18 protein-coding genes are annotated in these 18,179 nt (G+C 62.2%); 13 read left to right on the top strand and 5 right to left on the bottom strand.

The genetic code is table 11. The features are described 5' to 3' along the window. The first annotated feature begins 309 nt into the window (after positions 1–309). From AWB75_RS05345 to AWB75_RS05330, 4 genes are read left to right on the top strand one after another with little or no spacing between them, the layout of a single operon-like run. The gene (locus AWB75_RS05345; RefSeq protein ID WP_061123013.1) at positions 310–1,296 is read left to right on the top strand and encodes a sulfonate ABC transporter substrate-binding protein; all 987 of its coding nucleotides are present in this window, start codon (positions 310–312) and stop codon (positions 1,294–1,296) included. A gap of 38 nt (positions 1,297–1,334) precedes the next feature. Then, positions 1,335–2,483 (top strand): FMNH2-dependent alkanesulfonate monooxygenase, encoded by a 1,149-nt coding sequence (gene ssuD, locus AWB75_RS05340; protein ID WP_061123012.1) that lies wholly within the window; start codon positions 1,335–1,337, stop codon positions 2,481–2,483. Beyond that, positions 2,480–3,262, top strand: a complete 783-nt coding sequence (gene ssuC, locus AWB75_RS05335; protein ID WP_061123011.1) for an aliphatic sulfonate ABC transporter permease SsuC — start codon at positions 2,480–2,482, stop codon at positions 3,260–3,262. The genes ssuD and ssuC overlap by 4 nt, the downstream gene beginning before the upstream one ends. Next, positions 3,259–4,062 carry an ATP-binding cassette domain-containing protein gene (locus AWB75_RS05330; protein ID WP_200822923.1) on the top strand — a complete coding sequence of 268 codons (804 nt, stop codon included), beginning with the start codon at positions 3,259–3,261 and terminating at the stop codon, positions 4,060–4,062. The genes ssuC and AWB75_RS05330 overlap by 4 nt, the downstream gene beginning before the upstream one ends. A 3-nt stretch (positions 4,063–4,065) precedes the next feature. On the opposite strand, the gene AWB75_RS05325 is transcribed toward AWB75_RS05330, so the two are convergent. After that, positions 4,066–4,539, bottom strand: a complete 474-nt coding sequence (locus AWB75_RS05325) for an Lrp/AsnC family transcriptional regulator (RefSeq protein ID WP_061123010.1) — start codon at positions 4,537–4,539, stop codon at positions 4,066–4,068. A 178-nt stretch (positions 4,540–4,717) separates the two neighbouring features. Here AWB75_RS05325 and AWB75_RS05320 point away from each other — a divergent pair, with 178 nt between their 5' ends. The 3 genes from AWB75_RS05320 to AWB75_RS05310 all read left to right on the top strand — a co-directional run bounded on the left by AWB75_RS05320 (position 4,718) and on the right by AWB75_RS05310 (position 8,891). Next, complete coding sequence (locus AWB75_RS05320) at positions 4,718–6,094, top strand: amino acid permease (protein ID WP_061123009.1); 1,377 nt, start codon at positions 4,718–4,720, stop codon at positions 6,092–6,094. A gap of 15 nt (positions 6,095–6,109) precedes the next feature. Further along, positions 6,110–7,315 carry an amino acid aminotransferase gene (locus AWB75_RS05315; RefSeq protein WP_061123008.1) on the top strand — a complete coding sequence of 402 codons (1,206 nt, stop codon included), beginning with the start codon at positions 6,110–6,112 and terminating at the stop codon, positions 7,313–7,315. 67 nt (positions 7,316–7,382) lie between these two features. After that, positions 7,383–8,891: a class I adenylate-forming enzyme family protein gene (locus AWB75_RS05310; protein WP_087086479.1), complete on the top strand. Its 1,509-nt coding sequence runs from the start codon at positions 7,383–7,385 to the stop codon at positions 8,889–8,891. Between the two features lie 158 nt (positions 8,892–9,049). On the opposite strand, the gene catC is transcribed toward AWB75_RS05310, so the two are convergent. The 3 genes from catC to AWB75_RS05295 all read right to left on the bottom strand — a co-directional run bounded on the left by catC (position 9,050) and on the right by AWB75_RS05295 (position 11,525). Beyond that, positions 9,050–9,328, bottom strand: coding sequence for a muconolactone Delta-isomerase (gene catC, locus AWB75_RS05305; protein WP_061123006.1), 279 nt, complete (start codon positions 9,326–9,328; stop codon positions 9,050–9,052). 18 nt (positions 9,329–9,346) lie between these two features. After that, positions 9,347–10,474: a muconate/chloromuconate family cycloisomerase gene (locus AWB75_RS05300; RefSeq protein ID WP_061123005.1), complete on the bottom strand. Its 1,128-nt coding sequence runs from the start codon at positions 10,472–10,474 to the stop codon at positions 9,347–9,349. 100 nt (positions 10,475–10,574) lie between these two features. Then, the gene (locus AWB75_RS05295) at positions 10,575–11,525 is read right to left on the bottom strand and encodes a LysR family transcriptional regulator (protein ID WP_061123004.1); all 951 of its coding nucleotides are present in this window, start codon (positions 11,523–11,525) and stop codon (positions 10,575–10,577) included. A gap of 176 nt (positions 11,526–11,701) precedes the next feature. On the opposite strand from AWB75_RS05295, the gene catA reads away from it, so the two are divergent. From catA to AWB75_RS05265, 6 genes are all read left to right on the top strand, one after another. Next, positions 11,702–12,637 (top strand): catechol 1,2-dioxygenase, encoded by a 936-nt coding sequence (gene catA / locus AWB75_RS05290; RefSeq protein WP_061123003.1) that lies wholly within the window; start codon positions 11,702–11,704, stop codon positions 12,635–12,637. Between the two features lie 120 nt (positions 12,638–12,757). Continuing rightward, positions 12,758–14,116: a Rieske 2Fe-2S domain-containing protein gene (locus AWB75_RS05285; RefSeq protein ID WP_061123002.1), complete on the top strand. Its 1,359-nt coding sequence runs from the start codon at positions 12,758–12,760 to the stop codon at positions 14,114–14,116. Beyond that, positions 14,113–14,601, top strand: a complete 489-nt coding sequence (benB, locus tag AWB75_RS05280) for a benzoate 1,2-dioxygenase small subunit (RefSeq protein ID WP_061123001.1) — start codon at positions 14,113–14,115, stop codon at positions 14,599–14,601. Before AWB75_RS05285 ends, benB begins: the two co-directional genes overlap by 4 nt. Before the next feature lie 51 nt (positions 14,602–14,652). Next, positions 14,653–15,681, top strand: a complete 1,029-nt coding sequence (benC, locus tag AWB75_RS05275; protein ID WP_061123000.1) for a benzoate 1,2-dioxygenase electron transfer component BenC — start codon at positions 14,653–14,655, stop codon at positions 15,679–15,681. Continuing rightward, positions 15,678–16,454, top strand: a complete 777-nt coding sequence (benD, locus tag AWB75_RS05270) for a benzoate diol dehydrogenase BenD (protein WP_061122999.1) — start codon at positions 15,678–15,680, stop codon at positions 16,452–16,454. The genes benC and benD overlap by 4 nt, the downstream gene beginning before the upstream one ends. 15 nt (positions 16,455–16,469) lie before the next feature. Then, a complete protein-coding gene (locus AWB75_RS05265; protein ID WP_061122998.1) occupies positions 16,470–16,868 on the top strand; it encodes a RidA family protein in 399 nt (132 codons plus the stop codon). Between the two features lie 15 nt (positions 16,869–16,883). Here the strand turns inward: AWB75_RS05265 and AWB75_RS05260 are convergent, their stop codons facing one another. Further along, entirely contained in the window at positions 16,884–17,963 is a 1,080-nt protein-coding gene (locus AWB75_RS05260) for an enolase C-terminal domain-like protein (protein ID WP_061122997.1), read from the bottom strand. Between the last annotated feature and the right edge of the window lie 216 nt (positions 17,964–18,179).

Here is an 18,179-nt window from a genome sequence, read left to right as displayed (position 1 = left end):
GAATCGGTCAGAAGGTTATGCCGGCGTCCGGCGTTCAATCAAAAGTGATGGAAACACCGGATTGAAGTCTCTACCGTTTCGATAACGGGAATATTCCCTCGAATTTCTCCTCTGACATTTAGCTTCGAGACAGCATGGCGATCGCGCGTCGCAACATGACACTGTCCTCAGCACCTCTCATGCTTATCACCTTTCCAACAACCCGAACCACGCAAACCCCGCTATCGATAGCACGATTCCTCGTTTAGTCCGCGACACATGCGTTGCTAACATCGACAACGATGTCTCAGCTCAACCGAGGAACCACGCATGTCCGACCGCAACAACGCGCGCTTCATCCCCGCGCGACGCCGCACGCTTCTCACGCTCGCCGCACTCGGCGCGGGGCTGTCGGGGGGCGTCGCATCCGGCATCGCGCGCGCCGCCGATGCACCGAAAACGCTGCGCATCGGCTATCAGAAATACGGCAACTTCGTGGTGCTCAAGGCGCGCGGCACGCTCGACAAGCGCCTCGCCGCGCAGGGCGTCACCGTGCAATGGCTCGAGTTTCCCGCCGGGCCGCAACTGCTCGAAGGACTCAATGCGGGCGCGGTCGATATCGGCACGGTCGGCGAGACGCCGCCGATCTTCGCGCAGGCCGCGGGCGTCGATTTCGTCTATATCGGCGCCGAGCCGCCCGCGCCGCACGCGGAGGCGATCGTCGTGCCGAAGGACTCGGGCATTCGGTCGGTCGCGGAGTTGCGCGGCAAGAAAGTCGCGCTGAACAAGGGCTCGAACGTGCACTACCTGCTCGTCGAGGCGCTGAAGAAATCGAAGCTCGGCTGGTCCGACATTCAGCCGGTCTATCTCGCTCCCGCCGATGCGCGCGCCGCCTTCGTGCAAGGCAGCGTCGATGCCTGGGTCATCTGGGACCCGTATCTCGCCGCCGTCGAGAAGCAGACCGGCGCGCGTCAGCTCACGGATGCGAGCGGCATCGTGCGCAACGTGCAGTACTACCTCGCGACGCGCAAGACCGCGACCGCGCAGCCGCAGCTCGTGCATGCGGTCCTCGACGAGCTCGATCAGGTCGACCGCTGGGCGCGCGACAACGTGCCCGCCGTGGCCGCGCAACTGTCGCCGCTGGTCGGGCTCGACGCGGGCATCCTCGAAACCGCGCTCAGGCGCACGTCATATGGCGTGAAGCCGATCGATCCCGCCACGCTCGCGTATCAGCAGCAGATCGCCGATACCTTCACCGAGCTCAAGCTCATTCCGAAGAAGCTCGATGTGACCGAGGCGCGCTGGAACGTCGCCTGAGCATCGACCATCACGAACGAAAAAAGGCAGATTCAGCGATGAATGTTTTCTGGTTCATTCCCACGCACGGCGACAGCCGCTATCTCGGCACCTCGCAAGGCGCGCGGGCTGCGAATTACGACTATTTCCGCCAGATCGCCGTGGCCGCCGATACGCTCGGCTACGAAGGCGTGCTCCTGCCCACCGGCCGTTCCTGCGAGGACGCTTGGGTCGTTGCATCGAGCCTGATTCCCGCGACGAAGCGCCTCAAGTTTCTCGTCGCGATCCGGCCGGGCCTGAGCTCGCCGGGACTGTCGGCGCGCATGGCGTCGACGTTCGACCGCCTATCGAACGGGCGTCTGCTCATCAACGTCGTCACAGGCGGCGATCCGAACGAGCTCGCGGGCGACGGCGTGTTCCACGATCACGACACGCGCTACGAAATCACCGACGAATTCCTCACCATCTGGCGCGGCCTGCTCGAACAGTCGCACGAGAACGGCGCCTTCGAATTCGACGGCAAGCATTTGCAATCGCAGGGCGGCAAGGTGTTGTATCCGCCGGTGCAGAAGGCGCATCCGCCGCTGTGGTTCGGCGGCTCGTCGCCGGCGGCGCACGAGATCGCGGCGAAGCATATCGACACGTATCTCACGTGGGGCGAGCCGCCCGAAGCCGTCGAAAAGAAACTGGCCGATATCCGCCGCCGCGCCGCCGACGAAGGCCGCACGATCAAGTTCGGCATCCGGCTGCATGTGATCGTGCGCGAAACGGAGAAGGAAGCGTGGGCGGACGCCGACAAGCTCATCAGCAAGCTCGACGATGAAACCATCCGACGCGCGCAGGCCTCGTTCGCGAAGATGGATTCGGAAGGCCAGCGCCGAATGGCCGCGCTGCACGGCGGCGATCGCAACAAGCTGGAGGTGTATCCGCATCTGTGGGCGGGCGTCGGGCTCGTGCGCGGCGGCGCGGGCACCGCGCTCGTCGGCAATCCGGAGCAGGTCGCCGGGCTGATGAAACAGTATGCGGAACTCGGCGTCGAGACCTTCATTCTGTCGGGCTATCCGCATCTGGAAGAGTCGTACCGCTTCGCCGAGCTGGTGTTTCCGCTGCTGCCGCGCCCGCAGCGCGAGCAGGCGAGCGGGCCGCTGTCGGGGCCGTTCGGCGAAGTCATCGGCACGTCGGAGTTGCCGAAGGTATCGGCATCATGAAGCTGCATGCCATCGCTCGCCGCGCGCTGCCCTGGCTCGTGCCGGTGCTGATCCTGATCGCGTGGGAAAGCGCCGCGCGCACGGGCGGACTCTCGTCGCGCGTGCTACCCGAACCGCTCGCGGTCGTGAAGGCGGCGTGGGCGCTGATCGAATCCGGCGATCTGTGGGCAAACGTGAGAGTCAGCGCGGGCCGCGCGCTCGCGGGCTTCGCGATGGGCGGCGGCATCGGCTTCGTGCTCGGTCTCGCGACCGGTCTCTTCAGGCCCGCCGAAGTCGCGCTCGATTCGACCGTGCAGATGATCCGCAACATTCCCGCGCTCGCGATGATCCCGCTGCTCATCCTGTGGTTCGGCATCGGCGAGGAAGCGAAGCTCGTGCTCGTGGCGCTGGGCGTGTTCTTTCCGGTCTACGTCAACACGTATCACGGCATCCGCTCGGTCGATCGCGATCTGATCGAGATGGCGAAAAGCTACGGCTTGTCCGGCTTCGCACTGTATCGCCATGTCATTCTGCCGGGCGCGTTGCCGTCGATTCTCGTCGGCGTGCGCTTCGCGTTCGGCTTGACGTGGGTGATGCTGATCGTCGCCGAAACGATCTCCGCGCAATCGGGCATCGGCTATATGACGATGAACGCGCGCGAGTTCCTGCAAACCGATGTCGTCGTGGTCGGCATCCTGCTCTACGCGCTGCTCGGCAAGCTCGCGGATTCCCTCGCGCGCGCGATCGAACGCGCGACCTTGCGTTGGCATCCGTCCTATCAAACGAAGGCGCACTCATGAACCTGATGGATATGGATATCGACACGCTGGCGCCCGCGTTCACGCGCGAGCAAACGCATGCGCGCGCGCCGTTCGTGGGCCGCGATCTTGCCGTGTCGCTGCGCGGCGTCGAGAAGCGCTTCGGCGAGCGCACGGTGCTCGATAAGTTCGATTTTTCGATCGAGCGCGGCAGCTTCGTGTCGATCGTCGGACGCAGCGGCTGCGGCAAGTCGACCTTGCTGCGGCTCATCGCCGGGCTCGATCAGCCGACGGGCGGCGTCGTGCAGCGCAACGCGGCGTCGACATCGGCGGGCAAGGACTTGCAGATGCGCATCATGTTTCAGGACGCGCGCCTGCTGCCGTGGAAGAGCGTGCTCGACAACGTGATGATCGGCCTGCCGCGCGACAAACGCGACGAAGCCCGCGCGACGCTCGCCGAAGTGGGCCTGGCCGAGCGCGAGAAGGAATGGCCCTCTCGCCTGTCGGGCGGGCAGCGTCAGCGCGTGGCGCTGGCGCGCGCGCTCGTGCATCGGCCGGATCTGCTGCTGCTCGACGAACCGCTCGGCGCGCTCGATGCGTTGACGCGCATCGAAATGCAAAGCCTGATCGAGCGCTTGTGGCGCGAGCACAAGCTGACCGCGCTGCTCGTCACGCACGACGTGCAGGAAGCGGTGTCCCTCGGGAATCGCATCGTGCTGATCGAAGCGGGGCGCATCACGCTCGATACCGCGGTGCCGTTGCAAAGGCCGCGCACGCGCACGGCCCCGGGTTTCGCGGAACTCGAAGAGCGTGTGCTTGCACGCGTGTTGCAGCGGACGTAAGCGTTACGTGTCCAGAGGCACCGCGCTCACGCATTTCAGTTCATCGAGGCACACACTCGATTTCACGCCGCTCACGCCGGGAATGCGCATCAGCGTATCGAGCAGGAATTCCGACAGGCCTTTGAGATCCCGCGCGATCACCTTCAGCATGTAATCGATATCGCCCGTGACGGCGAAGCACTCCTGTATCTCCGCGAGCCTGCCGACCACGCCCTTGAACTTCTGAAGGTCGCGCACGTGGCCGCGTTCCATCGTCACCTGAATGAAGGCGACGACGCCGAAGCCGAGCACCTGCGCGTCGAGCCGCGTCTCGTAGCCCTTGATCACGCCGAGTTCCTCCAGCCGCCGATGACGCCGCAGCGTCTGCGCGGGCGACAAATTGATCGCCTCCGCGAGTTCGAGATTGGAGATGCGTCCGCGGGACTGCAGCATCCCGAGCAAACGCAGGTCGATACGATCGATCTCGATAGTCTGCAATTTTATTTCTCCGATGACCCCGATCAGGAAATCCGGACCCGCAAACTAGGGTTTGTCTGCGCGCTTTAGGAAATCATATTGTGCGGTAACAAATTTACACTGATTCCCCTAAATCGAGCGGGGACGCCCGAGGTTCGAAGCGTCCGGATTCCACCGCAGTACATCAGGAGAGAGACACGTGGCACATGAGGGACACGGCACGCTAAAACGCGGCCTGAAGAACCGTCACATTCAGCTGATCGCGCTCGGCGGCGCGATCGGAACCGGGCTGTTTCTCGGCATCGCGCAGACGATCAAATCGGCGGGACCGTCGGTGTTGCTCGGCTATGCGATCGCGGGCATCGTCGCATTTTTCATCATGCGGCAACTGGGCGAGATGGTCGTCGACGAGCCTGTCGCGGGTTCGTTCAGCCACTTCGCCGACAAGTACTGCGGCCAATACGCGGGCTTTCTGTCGGGCTGGAATTACTGGGTGCTCTACATTCTCGTGTCGATGGCCGAGCTTTCCGCCGTCGGCATCTACGTGCAGTACTGGTATCCGGGCATCCCGACATGGGTCTCCGCGCTCGTCTGCTTCTGCCTCATCAACGCGATCAATCTGACGAGCGTGAAGTCGTATGGCGAGCTGGAGTTCTGGTTCGCGATCGTCAAGGTCGTGGCGATCGTGGGCATGATCGGCTTCGGCGGCTATCTGCTGTTCTCGGGCGCGGCGGGGCCGGAAGCGAGCGTGAGCAATCTCTGGCGTCATGGCGGCTTCTTTCCGAACGGCGTCTCGGGTCTCGTGATGGCGATGGCCGTCATCATGTTCTCGTTCGGCGGGCTGGAACTCGTGGGCATCACGGCCGCCGAAGCGGACGACCCTTCGCGCACGATTCCGCGCGCCACGAATCAGGTGATCTATCGCATTCTGATTTTCTACGTGGGCGCGCTCGGCGTGCTGCTTTCGCTCTATCCGTGGACGAAGGTCGTGACCGGCGGCAGCCCGTTCGTGCTGATCTTTCACGCAATGAACAGCAACATCGTCGCTCACATTTTGAATGCCGTGGTGCTGACGGCGGCGCTCTCGGTCTATAACAGCGGCGTGTACTGCAACAGCCGCATGCTGTACGGTCTCGCGCAACAAGGCAATGCGCCGCGCGCGCTCCTGAAGGTGAACAAGCGCGGCATTCCGCTCCTCGCGCTCGGCGTCTCCGCGCTCGCGACCGCCGCGTGCGTGCTCATCAACTATCTGATGCCGGGCAAAGCGTTCGAACTGCTGATGGGGCTCGTCGTGTCGGCGCTCATCATCAACTGGGCGATGATCAGTCTCATCCATCTGCAATTCCGCCGCGCGAAAGCACGCGCCGGTGAAACGACCGTGTTCAAGAGCCTGGGCTATCCGCTGACTAACTATCTGTGTCTCGTGTTCCTCGGCGGCATTCTGGTCATCATGTGCCTGATTCCCGATCTGCGCATTTCGGTCTATCTGATTCCGGTGTGGCTCGTCGTGCTGGGCGTGGGCTATGCCATTCGCAATCGTCGTCGCGCGAGTGCGGCGCTGCCGTCGCGCGTCTGAAGGAGACTGTCATTCATGTTCGAACACATCGATGCCTATCCAGGCGATCCGATTCTCACGCTGAACGAAAACTTCGCGAAAGATCCGCGCGATGACAAGGTCAATCTGAGCGTCGGCATTTACTACGACGACGAAGGCCGTCTGCCAGTGATGCGCGCCGTGCGCGAAGCGGAAGCGCAATTGCTCGCGGAACCCGCCGCGAAACCGTATCTGCCGATGGCGGGCCTCGCCGCCTATCGCGACGCGGTGCAATCGCTCGTATTCGGCGACGCATCGACCGCGCGCGCCGAAGGCCGCATTGCGACCGTGCAGACGCTCGGCGGCTCGGGCGCGCTGAAGGTCGGCGCGGACTTCATCAAGCGCTATTTCCCCGATGCAAAAGTGTGGGTCAGCGATCCGACGTGGGACAACCATCGCTTCATTTTCGAGCGCGCGGGATTCGTCGTCGGCACGTATCCGTACTATGACGAAGCAACCGGCGGCCTGAAGTTCGACGCGATGCTTTCCGCGATCCGCGATCTGCCCGCGAAGAGCGTCGTGCTGCTGCACGCGTGCTGTCACAACCCGACGGGCGTCGATCTGAACGATGCGCAATGGGTCGAGCTCATCGGTGTGATGAAGGCGCGCGGGCTGTTGCCGTTCATCGACATGGCGTATCAGGGCTTCGGCGCGGGACTCGATGCCGATGCCTTCGCGATTCGCGAGCTGGTGCGTCAGAACGTGCCGGCGTTCGTCGCCAATTCGTTCTCGAAGAACTTCTCGCTGTACGGCGAGCGCTGCGGCGCGCTCTCGGTGATCTGCGCATCGGCGGAAACGGCTGGGCGCGTGCTCGGCCAGTTGACGAGCGCCGTGCGCGCGAACTACAGCAATCCGCCGACGCACGGCGCGAATATCGTCGCGCGCGTGCTCACGACGCCGACGCTGCGGCAATCGTGGCAGGACGAGCTCGCGTCGATGTGCGGGCGCATCGAACGCATGCGCGTCGCGATTCACGCGCGTTTGCGCGGCAACGTGCCCGATGCGATGCTCGCGCGTTATCTCGATCAGCGCGGCATGTTCACCTACACGGGGCTTTCGGCCGAACAGGTCGATGTGCTGCGCGAGCATCACGGTGTCTATCTGATCCGCTCGGGCCGCATGTGCGTCGCGGCGCTGAACGACCGCAACCTCGAAGCGGCTGCGAACGCCATCGGCGAAGTGCTTTCGAAAGAGATCGCATAGCCGCTCATTTTCGGCTCATTCTGCGCGGGCAGACTGCATCCATTGCTCACGAAGGAGGGATGCGGTCATGAAAACCTATGTCGATGTCCTGCTGGAAAGACTGGACCGGCACGCCAGTCGCACGGCGCTGCGCTATCTCAACGAAGACGTGACGGCCGGCGCGTTTCGCGCGTCGGTCTATCGCTATGCGCGTGCATTGCAATCGCTCGGCATCGGGCGCGGCGATTTCGTCGCGATGTTCGCGCCGAACTGCCCCGATGCGCTCGCCATTCGCTACGCGACGAACCTGCTCGGCGCAGCGACGATGTTCCTGCCCGCGATTGCATCGGCGGCGCATCGCGAGGCGTTCCTGAATCGCATGCGGCCGACGCTGCTCGTCGATTTTCCTCAAACCGTGTACCTCGTTCCCGCGCGCTGCGCGTCGCGCGTCGTCCATGTCGGCATTGGCGCGGCGCGTCTGCGTCTGGACATTCGCGCGCGCGTGCAGAGCGATGCGCCGATGGAAAGCCGCGCCCTTCCTGACGATCTCGCCGTGGTCGTCTCGTCGGGCGGTTCGACCGGCGTGCCGAAAGCGAGCCGCCGCAGTTTCGCGGCGTACTCGGCGATGGTCAGCGCGCCGAGCCCGGCGGATCGCCGTCAGCTCGTCAATGGCGCGCTGGCTTATCTGTCGCAAGTGCTCGTCGACAACACGCTGATGGGCGGCGGCACGGTCGTGCTCAAGCCTCGCTACGACGCCGCCGAAACGCTCTCGACCATCGAAGCCGAACGCATCACCGACGTGTTGCTGGTCGAGCCGCAACTCTTCGAGACGATGGATCACGCGGACGTGCAGCATCGCGATCTGTCGTCGCTGCGCTCGATCGCGCATATCGGCGGATCGGCGCCCGCGATTCTGCGGCGGCGCGCGATCGCGCGGCTCGGCCCGGTGCTCACGCACATGTACGGCGCGAGCGAAGCGGGGCTCGTGAGCGTGCTGACGTCATCGGACTATGGTCTGGATGCGAGCCTGCTGGATAGCGCGGGGCGCATCCGGCCCGGCGTCGACGTGCGCTTTCGCCGCGCCGACGGCACGTTTGCGCGCACGGGGCAGCACGGCGCGATCGAAGTGCGGTCGGCGGCGGTGGCGCAGGGCTATTACCGCCAGCCGATCGAATCGGCGCAGAAGTTTCGCGATGGCTGGTGCATGACGGGCGATGTCGGGTTCATCGACGAGAAGCTCAATCTGCATGTGCTCGGACGCGCGGCCGATGTCGCGGAGTTCGATGGTCATGCCATCGGCCCTGCGCAGATCGAAGCGCCGCTATGCGCGTTGCCCGACGTTCGATATGCGCGCGCCGTTTCTTCCGGCGATGCCGCGTGCGGATACCGTTGGAACGTGGTGATCGTGCCGTGGGCGAACAGGCGTGTCGATATCGCCGTGTGCATGCGCGCGCTCGAAGATGCGTGCGGCGTGAAGGTGGCGCGCGCCGTGCGGATGGTCGCGGCGCAGCGTGTGCCGCTCACGGAGCAGGGCAAGGTGGACCGCTCGAAAATCGCGCAGATGTTCCTGAGCGAAGCGAGCCGGCGCGCGGCGTAGCTCAGCCCCTATGCCTGGCGCGCCCGAGAATCAGATGCGCGAGCGTGCCCAGTCTGAAAGAAGATTGCGAGCGGTCCGGCATACGAGATGATGACGGCGAGCAAACCCGCGCTCACTGCGGAGACAGACCAGTCTCCTTTGCTCGCAACCGATGACATTCAGTGAATCGACGACGGATGATGCGCGAGCGCCGTCACCTTCATCGTCATGTACGGAAAGAGCGGCAGACCGGAAAGGAGGGTGTGCAGTTCGTCGTGCGACTCGACATCGAATACGCTGTAGTTCGCATATTCCCCGGCGACGCGATGCAGTTGCTGCCATTTGCCTTGCCGTTGCAGCTCTTGCGAGTATTCCTTTTCGCGCGCCTTGATTGCGTCGGCCTTTTCGGCGGGCATGTCATGCGGCAGATGGACGTCCATTCTCACGAGATAAAGCATGTCTGTCTTCTCCTGTGTTTAGCTATTCTTGTCGCGACGATAAAACTTGAGCTTGTCTTCATCAATCTGAAGACCGAGGCCCGGTCCGGCCGGCAGATGAAGATCGAAATCCCGATACTGCGGCCGCGCCGTGACGATATCGTCCTTCAGCAGCAGCGGTCCGAACAGTTCGGTGCCCCATGCGAGCTGCGGCAGCGCGCTGAAGCCATGCGCCGACGCGATCGATCCGATGCTGCCTTCGAGCATCGTGCCGCCGTACAGCGAGACGCCGGCCGCATCGGCGATAGCGGCGGTGCGCATCATGCCGTAGATGCCGCCGGACTTTGCGATCTTCAGCGCGAATACATCGGCGCATGCGTGACGTACGAGTTCGAGCGCGTCTTCCGGTCCCGTCACGGCTTCGTCGGCCATGATCGGCACGATGAAGCGCGCGGCCAGTCGCGCGAGCGCACTGCGCTGCTCGCGCGGCGTCGGCTGCTCGATCAGGTCGATGCCCGCGGCTTGCAAGGCTTCGATGCCGAGCGCGGCATCGGCTTCGTTCCAGGCCTGGTTCACGTCGACGGTGACTTTCGCGCGATCGCCGAGCGCAGCCTTGATCTTCGATACATGTGCGACGTCATCGCGCACGCTGCGGCGGCCGATCTTCAGCTTGAACGTGTTGTGGCGGCGTTCGGCGAGCAGCATTTCTGCTTCGTCGATATCGCGCTGCGTGTCGCCGCTCGCGAGCGTCCACAGCACCGGAAGCGTCTTGCGCACCGCGCCGCCGAGCAATTCCGCAACGGGAATGCCGAGACGCTTGCCTTGCGCATCGAGCAGCGCCGTTTCGATCGCGCACTTCGCGAAGCGGTTGCCGCGCGCGATCTTGTTGAGCCTCAGCATCGCGGCGTTGATATTGGTCGAGTCCTGTCCGGCGAGCGCGGGCGCGAGATACGTATCGATGGTCAGCTTGATGCCTTCGGGACTTTCATCGCCGTAAGACAGGCCGCCGATGGTCGTGGCCTCGCCAATGCCCTCGATGCCGTCGCTCGTGCGCAGGCGGACAATGACGAGAGTTTGCTGCTGCATCGTCGCCATGGCGAGTTGATGCGCACGGATGGTCGGAAGATCAACCAGAATCGCTTCGACGGAGGTGATTTGGGCGTTCATACCTGAGATGTCGGAATGGGTGGGTTGCTGAAGTATTGCGCGCCCGTTTGCCGCCTGTCCAACACCGTTGACGTCTAGTGCCATACCCCGGAGGTATGGCTCACGCTTTATCTCTTTCACCCGCGTCGTCACGTGCCCGATCCGTGCGGACTGTATAGTCGATCTGTTCCTCTTCGTACAACCGGTAGATGAGTTCGAGCATCTCCTTGATGTCGCGCGATTCGTCGAGCGCGCGCATGCTCATGATGACGGGGGAGACGAGTGTCGGATCGTCCAGTTCCTTGTAACTGACGTCGTCGCGCTTCAGGCCATAAACGCTGCTCGGCACGACGGAAATGCCTTCGCCCGCCGCGACGAGACCGAGCGCGATCTGCAATTCGCGCACTTCATAGAGTTTGCGCGGCGCGAGACCACGGTCCTGAAATGCCGCGAGCACCTGATCGGCATAGCTCGGGCGCGGTGCCTTCGGAAAGATGATGAGCGTCTCGTTGCCGAGATCGCGAAGCGAAAGCACGGGCTTCGCGAGCGAAAGCGGATGGCCGACCGGAAGCGCGACGATCAACTGTTCTTCGCGAAGCACCACGCGGCGGATATTCGCATCCTCATGACGAATGCGCCCGAAGCCGACATCGATACGGCCATCCTTGAGCGCGCGAATCTGGTCCATCGTCGACATTTCGTGGAGACTCAGTTCGACGGTGGCGTTCTCGTCGCGAAAACGCCGGATGATCTTCGGCAGCATGCCGTATAAGGTCGAGCCGACGAATCCGACCGAAAGACTACGCTCGATATTGCCGACGCGCCGCGTCATCGATTCGAGCTCGGCGGTCTGCGCGAGCAATTGCACGGCATGGGAATAAAAGAACTTGCCGGTCTCCGTCAGCTTCAACGGACGTGAGTTGCGCTCGAACAGTTGCACGCCGAGCGTTTCTTCGAGCTGCTGTATCTGACGGCTCAAGGGCGGCTGCGCGATATGCAGCCGCTCCGCGGCGCGTGTGAAGTTACGTTCTTCCGCCACCGCTACGAAATAGCGGAGATGTCGCAGCTCCATTCAATACCTCCTGGATATAGCCCAATACTAAATCAGTGTTGGACTGGCCTTCTTTACGTCCATTATCCTGCCTTCACGCTTTGTTTCAACACCCGACTATACCTTCCGAGCATATCTACGCCGGTGCTGAAGCAAGGGTTAACCCCACGAGAAAATTGCGAGATTCAGGAGCAGACATGAGCATCAATGTGTTCGATACGAAGGAAGTGCAGGACCTGTTGAAGGCCGCTACCAACATCGGAAGCCAGGACGGCAATGCTCGCGCCAAAGAGATTACCAGTCGCCTGTTGAGCGATCTGTTCAAAGCTATCGACGATCTCGACATGACGCCCGATGAAATCTGGGCCGGCGTCCATTACTTCAACAAGCTGGGCAAGGATGGCGAAGCCGCTTTGCTCGCCGCCGGCCTCGGACTGGAAAAGTATCTCGACATCCGCATGGATGCCGCCGATCGCGAAGCCGATATCCACGGCGGCACGCCGCGCACGATCGAAGGCCCGCTGTATGTCGCCGGTGCGCCGATTCGCGATGGCGTCTCGAAGATCGACATCAATCCCGATGAAGACGCCGGTCCGCTGATCATCCGCGGCACGGTCACGGGTTCCGATGGAAAGCCGGTTGCGAATGCGGTCGTCGAATGCTGGCACGCGAATTCGAAGGGCTTCTATTCGCACTTCGACCCGACCGGCGCGCAAACCGATTTCAATCTGCGCGGTGCAGTTAAAACCGGTGCCGACGGCAAGTACGAATTCCGCACGCTCATGCCGGTGGGTTATGGCTGCCCGCCGCAGGGCGCCACGCAGCAATTGCTGGATGCCCTCGCGCGTCACGGCAATCGTCCGGCCCACGTGCATTTCTTCGCGAACAGCGAAAAGCATCGCAAGCTGACGACGCAGATCAATATCGAAGGCGATCCGCTGATCTGGGATGACTTCGCTTATGCAACGCGTGAAGAGCTGGTGCCGCATGTCATCGAAAAGACCGGTGGCGATGCGCTCGGACTGAAAGCCGATGCTTATAAGGAAATCGAGTTCAACATTCAGTTGACGCCGCTGGTTCAGGGCAAGGACAACCAGATCGTCCAGCGCCCGCGCGTTTCCGCGACGGCGTAAATCACGACGCGCAAGCGCCCAAAGCGGCGACAGGTCTGTCGCCGCCCGAATCTCCGCATGAATCATTCGACACCGATGCAAGCGCTTCTGTCACCGAAGCACGCATAGGGGAGAGCACACATGTCCGCTATTACCGACAAAGCCAGTCAGCTCGACGAACTGCTGCAGAACGCCGTTCAGGACGACAAGGAAAGCGGTGTATTCCGCTGCCGCCGCGATATCTTCACCAATGCCGATTTGTATGAACTCGAGATGAAGCATATCTTCGAGAGCAATTGGGTTTATCTCGCGCATGAAAGTCAGATTCCCAATAACAACGATTACTACACGACATGGATCGGCCGCCAGCCGGTGGTCGTCACGCGTGACAAGACCGGCGCGCTGAATGCGGTCATCAATGCATGTGCCCATAAAGGCGCGATGCTGTGCCGCCGCAAACATGGCAATAAAGGCAGCTTCACCTGTCCGTTTCACGGCTGGACTTTCTCCAACACCGGAAAGCTCTTGAAGGTTAAGGACGAGAAGACCACCGAATATCCGATTCAATTCAACTCGCACGGCTCGCACGATTTGCGCAAGGTGCCGCGTTTCGAAAGTTATCGCGGCTTTCTGTTCGGCAGTCTCAATGCGGATTCGATGCCGCTCGAAGACTATCTCGGCGAGACGAAGATCATCATCGACCAGATCGTCGATCAGGCGCCGGACGGACTCGAAGTATTGCGCGGCAATTCCTCGTATATCTACGAGGGCAACTGGAAGATGCAGATGGAAAACGGCTGCGACGGCTATCACGTCAGCACCGTGCACTGGAACTACGCCGCGACGATGGGCCGCCGCAAGGTCGAAGGCACCAAGGCCGTCGATGCGAATAGCTGGAGCAAGTCGGTCGCGGGCGTGTATGGCTTCGAACATGGCCACATCCTCTTGTGGACGAAGACGATGAACCCGGAAGTGCGGCCGGTCTATCAACATCGCGAAGAGATCAAGGCGCGCGTCGGTGAAGTGCAGGCGGATTACATCGTCAATCAGACGCGCAATCTGTGCCTCTACCCGAACGTGTTCCTGATGGATCAGTTCAGCACGCAGATTCGCGTGGTGAGACCGCTCGGCGTCGATAAAACCGAAGTCAGCATCTTCTGCTTCGCGCCGAAGGGCGAGAGCGCGGAGGACCGCGCGACGCGCATCCGTCAATACGAAGATTTCTTCAACGTGACGGGCATGGGCACGAGCGACGACCTCGAAGAGTTCCGCGCGTGCCAGCAAGGTTATGCCGGCATCACGGCGATGTGGAACGATCTCTCGCGCGGCGCGCCGCTGTGGGTCCACGGTCCCGATGACAACGCGAGGAACATGGGCATCAAGCCGCTCATCTCGGGCGAGCGCAGCGAAGACGAAGGCCTCTTCGTCGTTCAGCACGAATACTGGGTGGACGTGATGCGCGACGCGCTCAGGAAGGAACAAGGGGAGGTGGCGGCATGAGCTTCGAATACCACAAGATCTGCGCGACGCTGTATCGCGAAGCGCGCCTGCTCGATGACCGTCAATGGGACGAGTGGCTCGGCTGCTACGCCGAAGACGTCACTTACTGGATGCCCGCCTGGGACGACGACGATCAGATCACCGAAGATCACGAAAGCCAGATTTCGTTGATGTATTACCCGGATCGTGGCGGTCTCGAAGATCGCGTGTTCCGCATCAAGACCGAGCGCAGCGGCGCGTCGATGCCCGAGCCGCGCACGAGCCACAACGTCACCAACGTGGAAGTGCTGGCCGAGCGCGAGAACGAAGTCGACGTGCGCTACAACTTCAACACGCTCAATCATCGCTACAAGACGAACGATCATTTCTTCGGCACGATCTTCGTCACGCTGCGAAAGGTCGACGACATTCTGGTGATCGCGCGCAAGAAGATTGTGCTGAAGAACGACTACATCCGTCAGGTGCTCGACGTCTATCACGTCTGAAGCCCGTCTGAAGCCCCCGTGTCGGGAAGAGATTGGAAGGAAGGAGGCAACATGTCCAGCTACAACATTGCACTGAATTTCGAAGACGGCGTGACGCGCTTTGTCGAATGCAAGGCGGGTGAGAAGGTGCTCGATGCCGCCTTTCGCGCCAAGATCAACCTGCCGATGGATTGCTCAGACGGCGTGTGCGGCACCTGCAAATGCCGCGCCGAAAGCGGCGCCTACGATCTCGGCGACGACTACATCGAAGACGCGTTGAGCGACGATGAAAAGGAAAGCGGTCTCGTGCTGACGTGCCAGATGGTGCCGTCGAGCGATTGCGTGATCGCGGTCCCGGCATCGTCCACCGCATGCAAGACCGCGCAAAGCAAGTTCGCCGCGACGGTCACGAAGATCGAGCCGCATAACGATGCCGCCGTCGTGCTCGAACTGAACGTCGATGTGGCTACGACCGCGCCCGTGTTTCTGCCGGGCCAGTACGTGAACATCGATGTACCGGGCAGCGGGCAGCATCGTTCGTATTCGTTCTCGTCGGCGCCGGGCGAAACGAAGATCAGCTTTCTCATCAAGAAGATTCCCGGCGGCGTGATGAGCACGTGGCTCGAATCCGCGCAGGCCGGCGGCACGGTCGAACTGACCGGACCGCTCGGCAGCTTCTATCTGCGCGCGGTGGAGCGGCCGCTGTTGTTCCTCGCGGGCGGCACGGGTCTCGCGCCGTTCCTGTCGATGCTCGAAGTGCTCGCGCGTGCGAACTCGCAACAACAGATTCACCTGATCTATGGCGTGACGCGCGATCTCGATCTCGTGCAGGTCGAAGCTATCGAGGCTTACGTCGCGAAGTTGCCGAACTTCACTTACAGCACCGTCGTCGCCGATGCGGAATCGAATCATCCGCGCAAGGGCTGGGTGACGCAGCATATGCCGGCTGAATCGCTGAACGACGGCGACGTCGACGTGTATCTGTGCGGTCCGCCTCCGATGGTCGATGCAGTGCGCAAACACTTCGACGACAACGGCGTGAAGCCGAATAGCTTCCACTATGAGAAGTTCACGCCCAACGCAGCGCCGGTGACCGCATGAGCACGCAACGATTTGCCGGCAAGGTGATGGTCGTGACCGGCGCGGCGCAGGGCATCGGACGCGGCGTGGCGTTGCGCGCGGCGGCCGAGGGCGCGAAGGTGCTGCTGGTCGATCGCGCGGACTTCGTCGCCGAAGTCGCGGCCGAAGCGCAAGGCGCGCAGACGGCAGGCTTCGTCGCCGATCTCGAAACCTATGAAGGCGCGGCAGCAGCGATGGCGTTTGCGGTGCGCACGTTCGGCGGCATCGACATTCTCGTCAACGGCGTCGGCGGCGCGATTCGCATGCGGCCGTTCGCGGAGTTCGAGCCCGCGCAGATCGACGCGGAGATTCGCCGTTCGCTGATGCCGACGCTGTACGCCTGTCACGCGGTGTTGCCGCACTTGATGGAGCGTGGCGGCGGGACGATCGTCAACGTATCGTCGAACGCGACGCGCGGCATCCGGCGCGTGCCGTATTCGGCGGCGAAGGGCGGCGTGAACGCGATGACGCAATCTTTGGCGATGGAGTACGCGCAGCACAACATCCGCGTGGTCGCAGCAGCGCCAGGCGGTACCGAAGCGCCTCCGCGACGCGTGCCGCGCAATGCAGCAGGCGACAGCGAGCAGGAACGAATCTGGATGAGCGAAGCGGTGACGCAGGTCAGGGAATCGACCTTCTTCAAGCGCTACGGCAGTATCGACGAGCAGGTCGCGCCGATTCTGTTCCTCGCTTCGGACGAGGCGAGCTATATCACCGGCGCGGTATTGCCGGTCGCCGGCGGCGACAACGGCTGACAGGAGACACATGACATGAGTGAACGTAACGCAGTCGTTCCCGCGGGCATGGAAGCGGTGTACGAGAAGATTCGCTACGCGCCCGCCGTGAAGGTGGGCCGCACGATCTATGTGTCCGGTCAGATCGGTCGCGATGCCTCGATGCAACTGGTCGAAGGCCGCGAAGCGCAGATCGTGCAGGCATTCGATAACCTCAAGGTCGTGCTGGAGGCGGCGGGCGCATCGTTGAGCGATGTTGTCGATGTCACCACGTTCCATACCGACATGCGCGATCTGCCGTTGTTCATGCAGGTGCGCGAGCGATATCTCAACACGGAGCCGCTGCCGGCCTGGACTGCGATCGGCGCGCATATGCTTGGCGGCGCGGCGGGCTATATCGTCGAAATCAAGGCCGTAGCGGTATTGCCGGGGTGAGGGAAGCGGCTGTGTCTAGACAAGAAAGCGGCTGACTTCTTCTTCGCGCCAGCGAATGCCGGCGCCCGGTTCATCGCCGACGAGTGCGTTGCCATCCTTGAACCGCAGCACCGGATCGAGAATCGGGCCGGCGAGATCCATGCGTTCGAGATAATGCGCAGTCGGAGTCACCGCGAGCAGATGCGCGCTGAACTCCTGAAAGATATGGCTGGACATGGGCATGCCATGTTGCTCGGCAAGCGCACTCGCTTTGAGCCAGCCCGTCACGCCGCCGATCTTCATGACATCGGGCATGCAGAGATCGCAAGCCTGAGCGTCGATAGCTTTCTGCATGTCTTCGGGGCCGAACCAGTTCTCGCCGATCTGCACGGGAATGCGCAATGCCTCGCGTATCGATGCGTGGCCTGCATAGTCGTGTTGCAGCGTAGGCTCTTCGATCCACGCGATGCCTTCCGCTTCCAGTGCGCGGCCGCGCCGCCTGGCTTCCGGAACGGACAAGCCCTGGTTGTAATCGATCATCAGCTCGACAGAATCGCCGGTCACTTGTTTGATTGCGCGAATGACTTCGAGATCGCGTTCGAGCGTCGCATAGCCCGCTTTGGTCTTGATAGCCTTGAAGCCGGCTTCGAGGGCGTCGCGTGCCCGCTTCGTGCCGAGTTCCACATCGTCCATGCCGTGGCTGTCATAGGCGGGAATGGGGCGCGCTTTTCCACCCAGCAATTCGACCAGTGGCAACCGATGCGCCTTGGCCTTCGCGTCCCACGCGGCCATATCGATACCCGCAGTCGCGATGCGAACGAGGCCCGTATGCCCAAGGAGCCGGAATCGCGCATTCAAGACACGGTCGATCTCGAAAGGCGCGAGCGGCAATCCATTCACGACGGCCCCGAGTTCATCGATCAGGCTTTGAATCGGCTTCAATGCAAGCGGCGTGTACGTGAAGACGTACGCATGGCCCGTTACATTCGCGTCGGTCAGCAAGTCGATGAGCACGAGCGGTACGGTGGCAATCGTGCCGCCCGCAGTCTTGAGCGTGTATTGCAAAGGCACGTTGACCGCGCGCGTGCGCAGTCCGGTGATTTTGAGGTCGTCCATGTCTTGCACCTTTGTTATAGGGATTCGGGATTGGCGTTCTTTTCGAGCCTGCTCGCCTTTCATTCCTGCAGGGTATAGCCAGCCACCCAATCGGTATTGGACGCTGCATGACCGGCTCGCCTATTCTGAGCCGACTGCCCGATAAGCACGTCAACGCAGTCCGTCAACCATAAAGACATCAGCGAAAGCACGCCCTTGCCGCATTTCAAATACGGC

Source organism: Caballeronia catudaia, assembly GCF_001544755.2.
In the GTDB taxonomy this organism is placed as follows: Bacteria; Pseudomonadota; Gammaproteobacteria; order Burkholderiales; family Burkholderiaceae; genus Caballeronia; species Caballeronia catudaia.
This window is presented reverse-complemented; position numbering and strand designations above follow the sequence as displayed.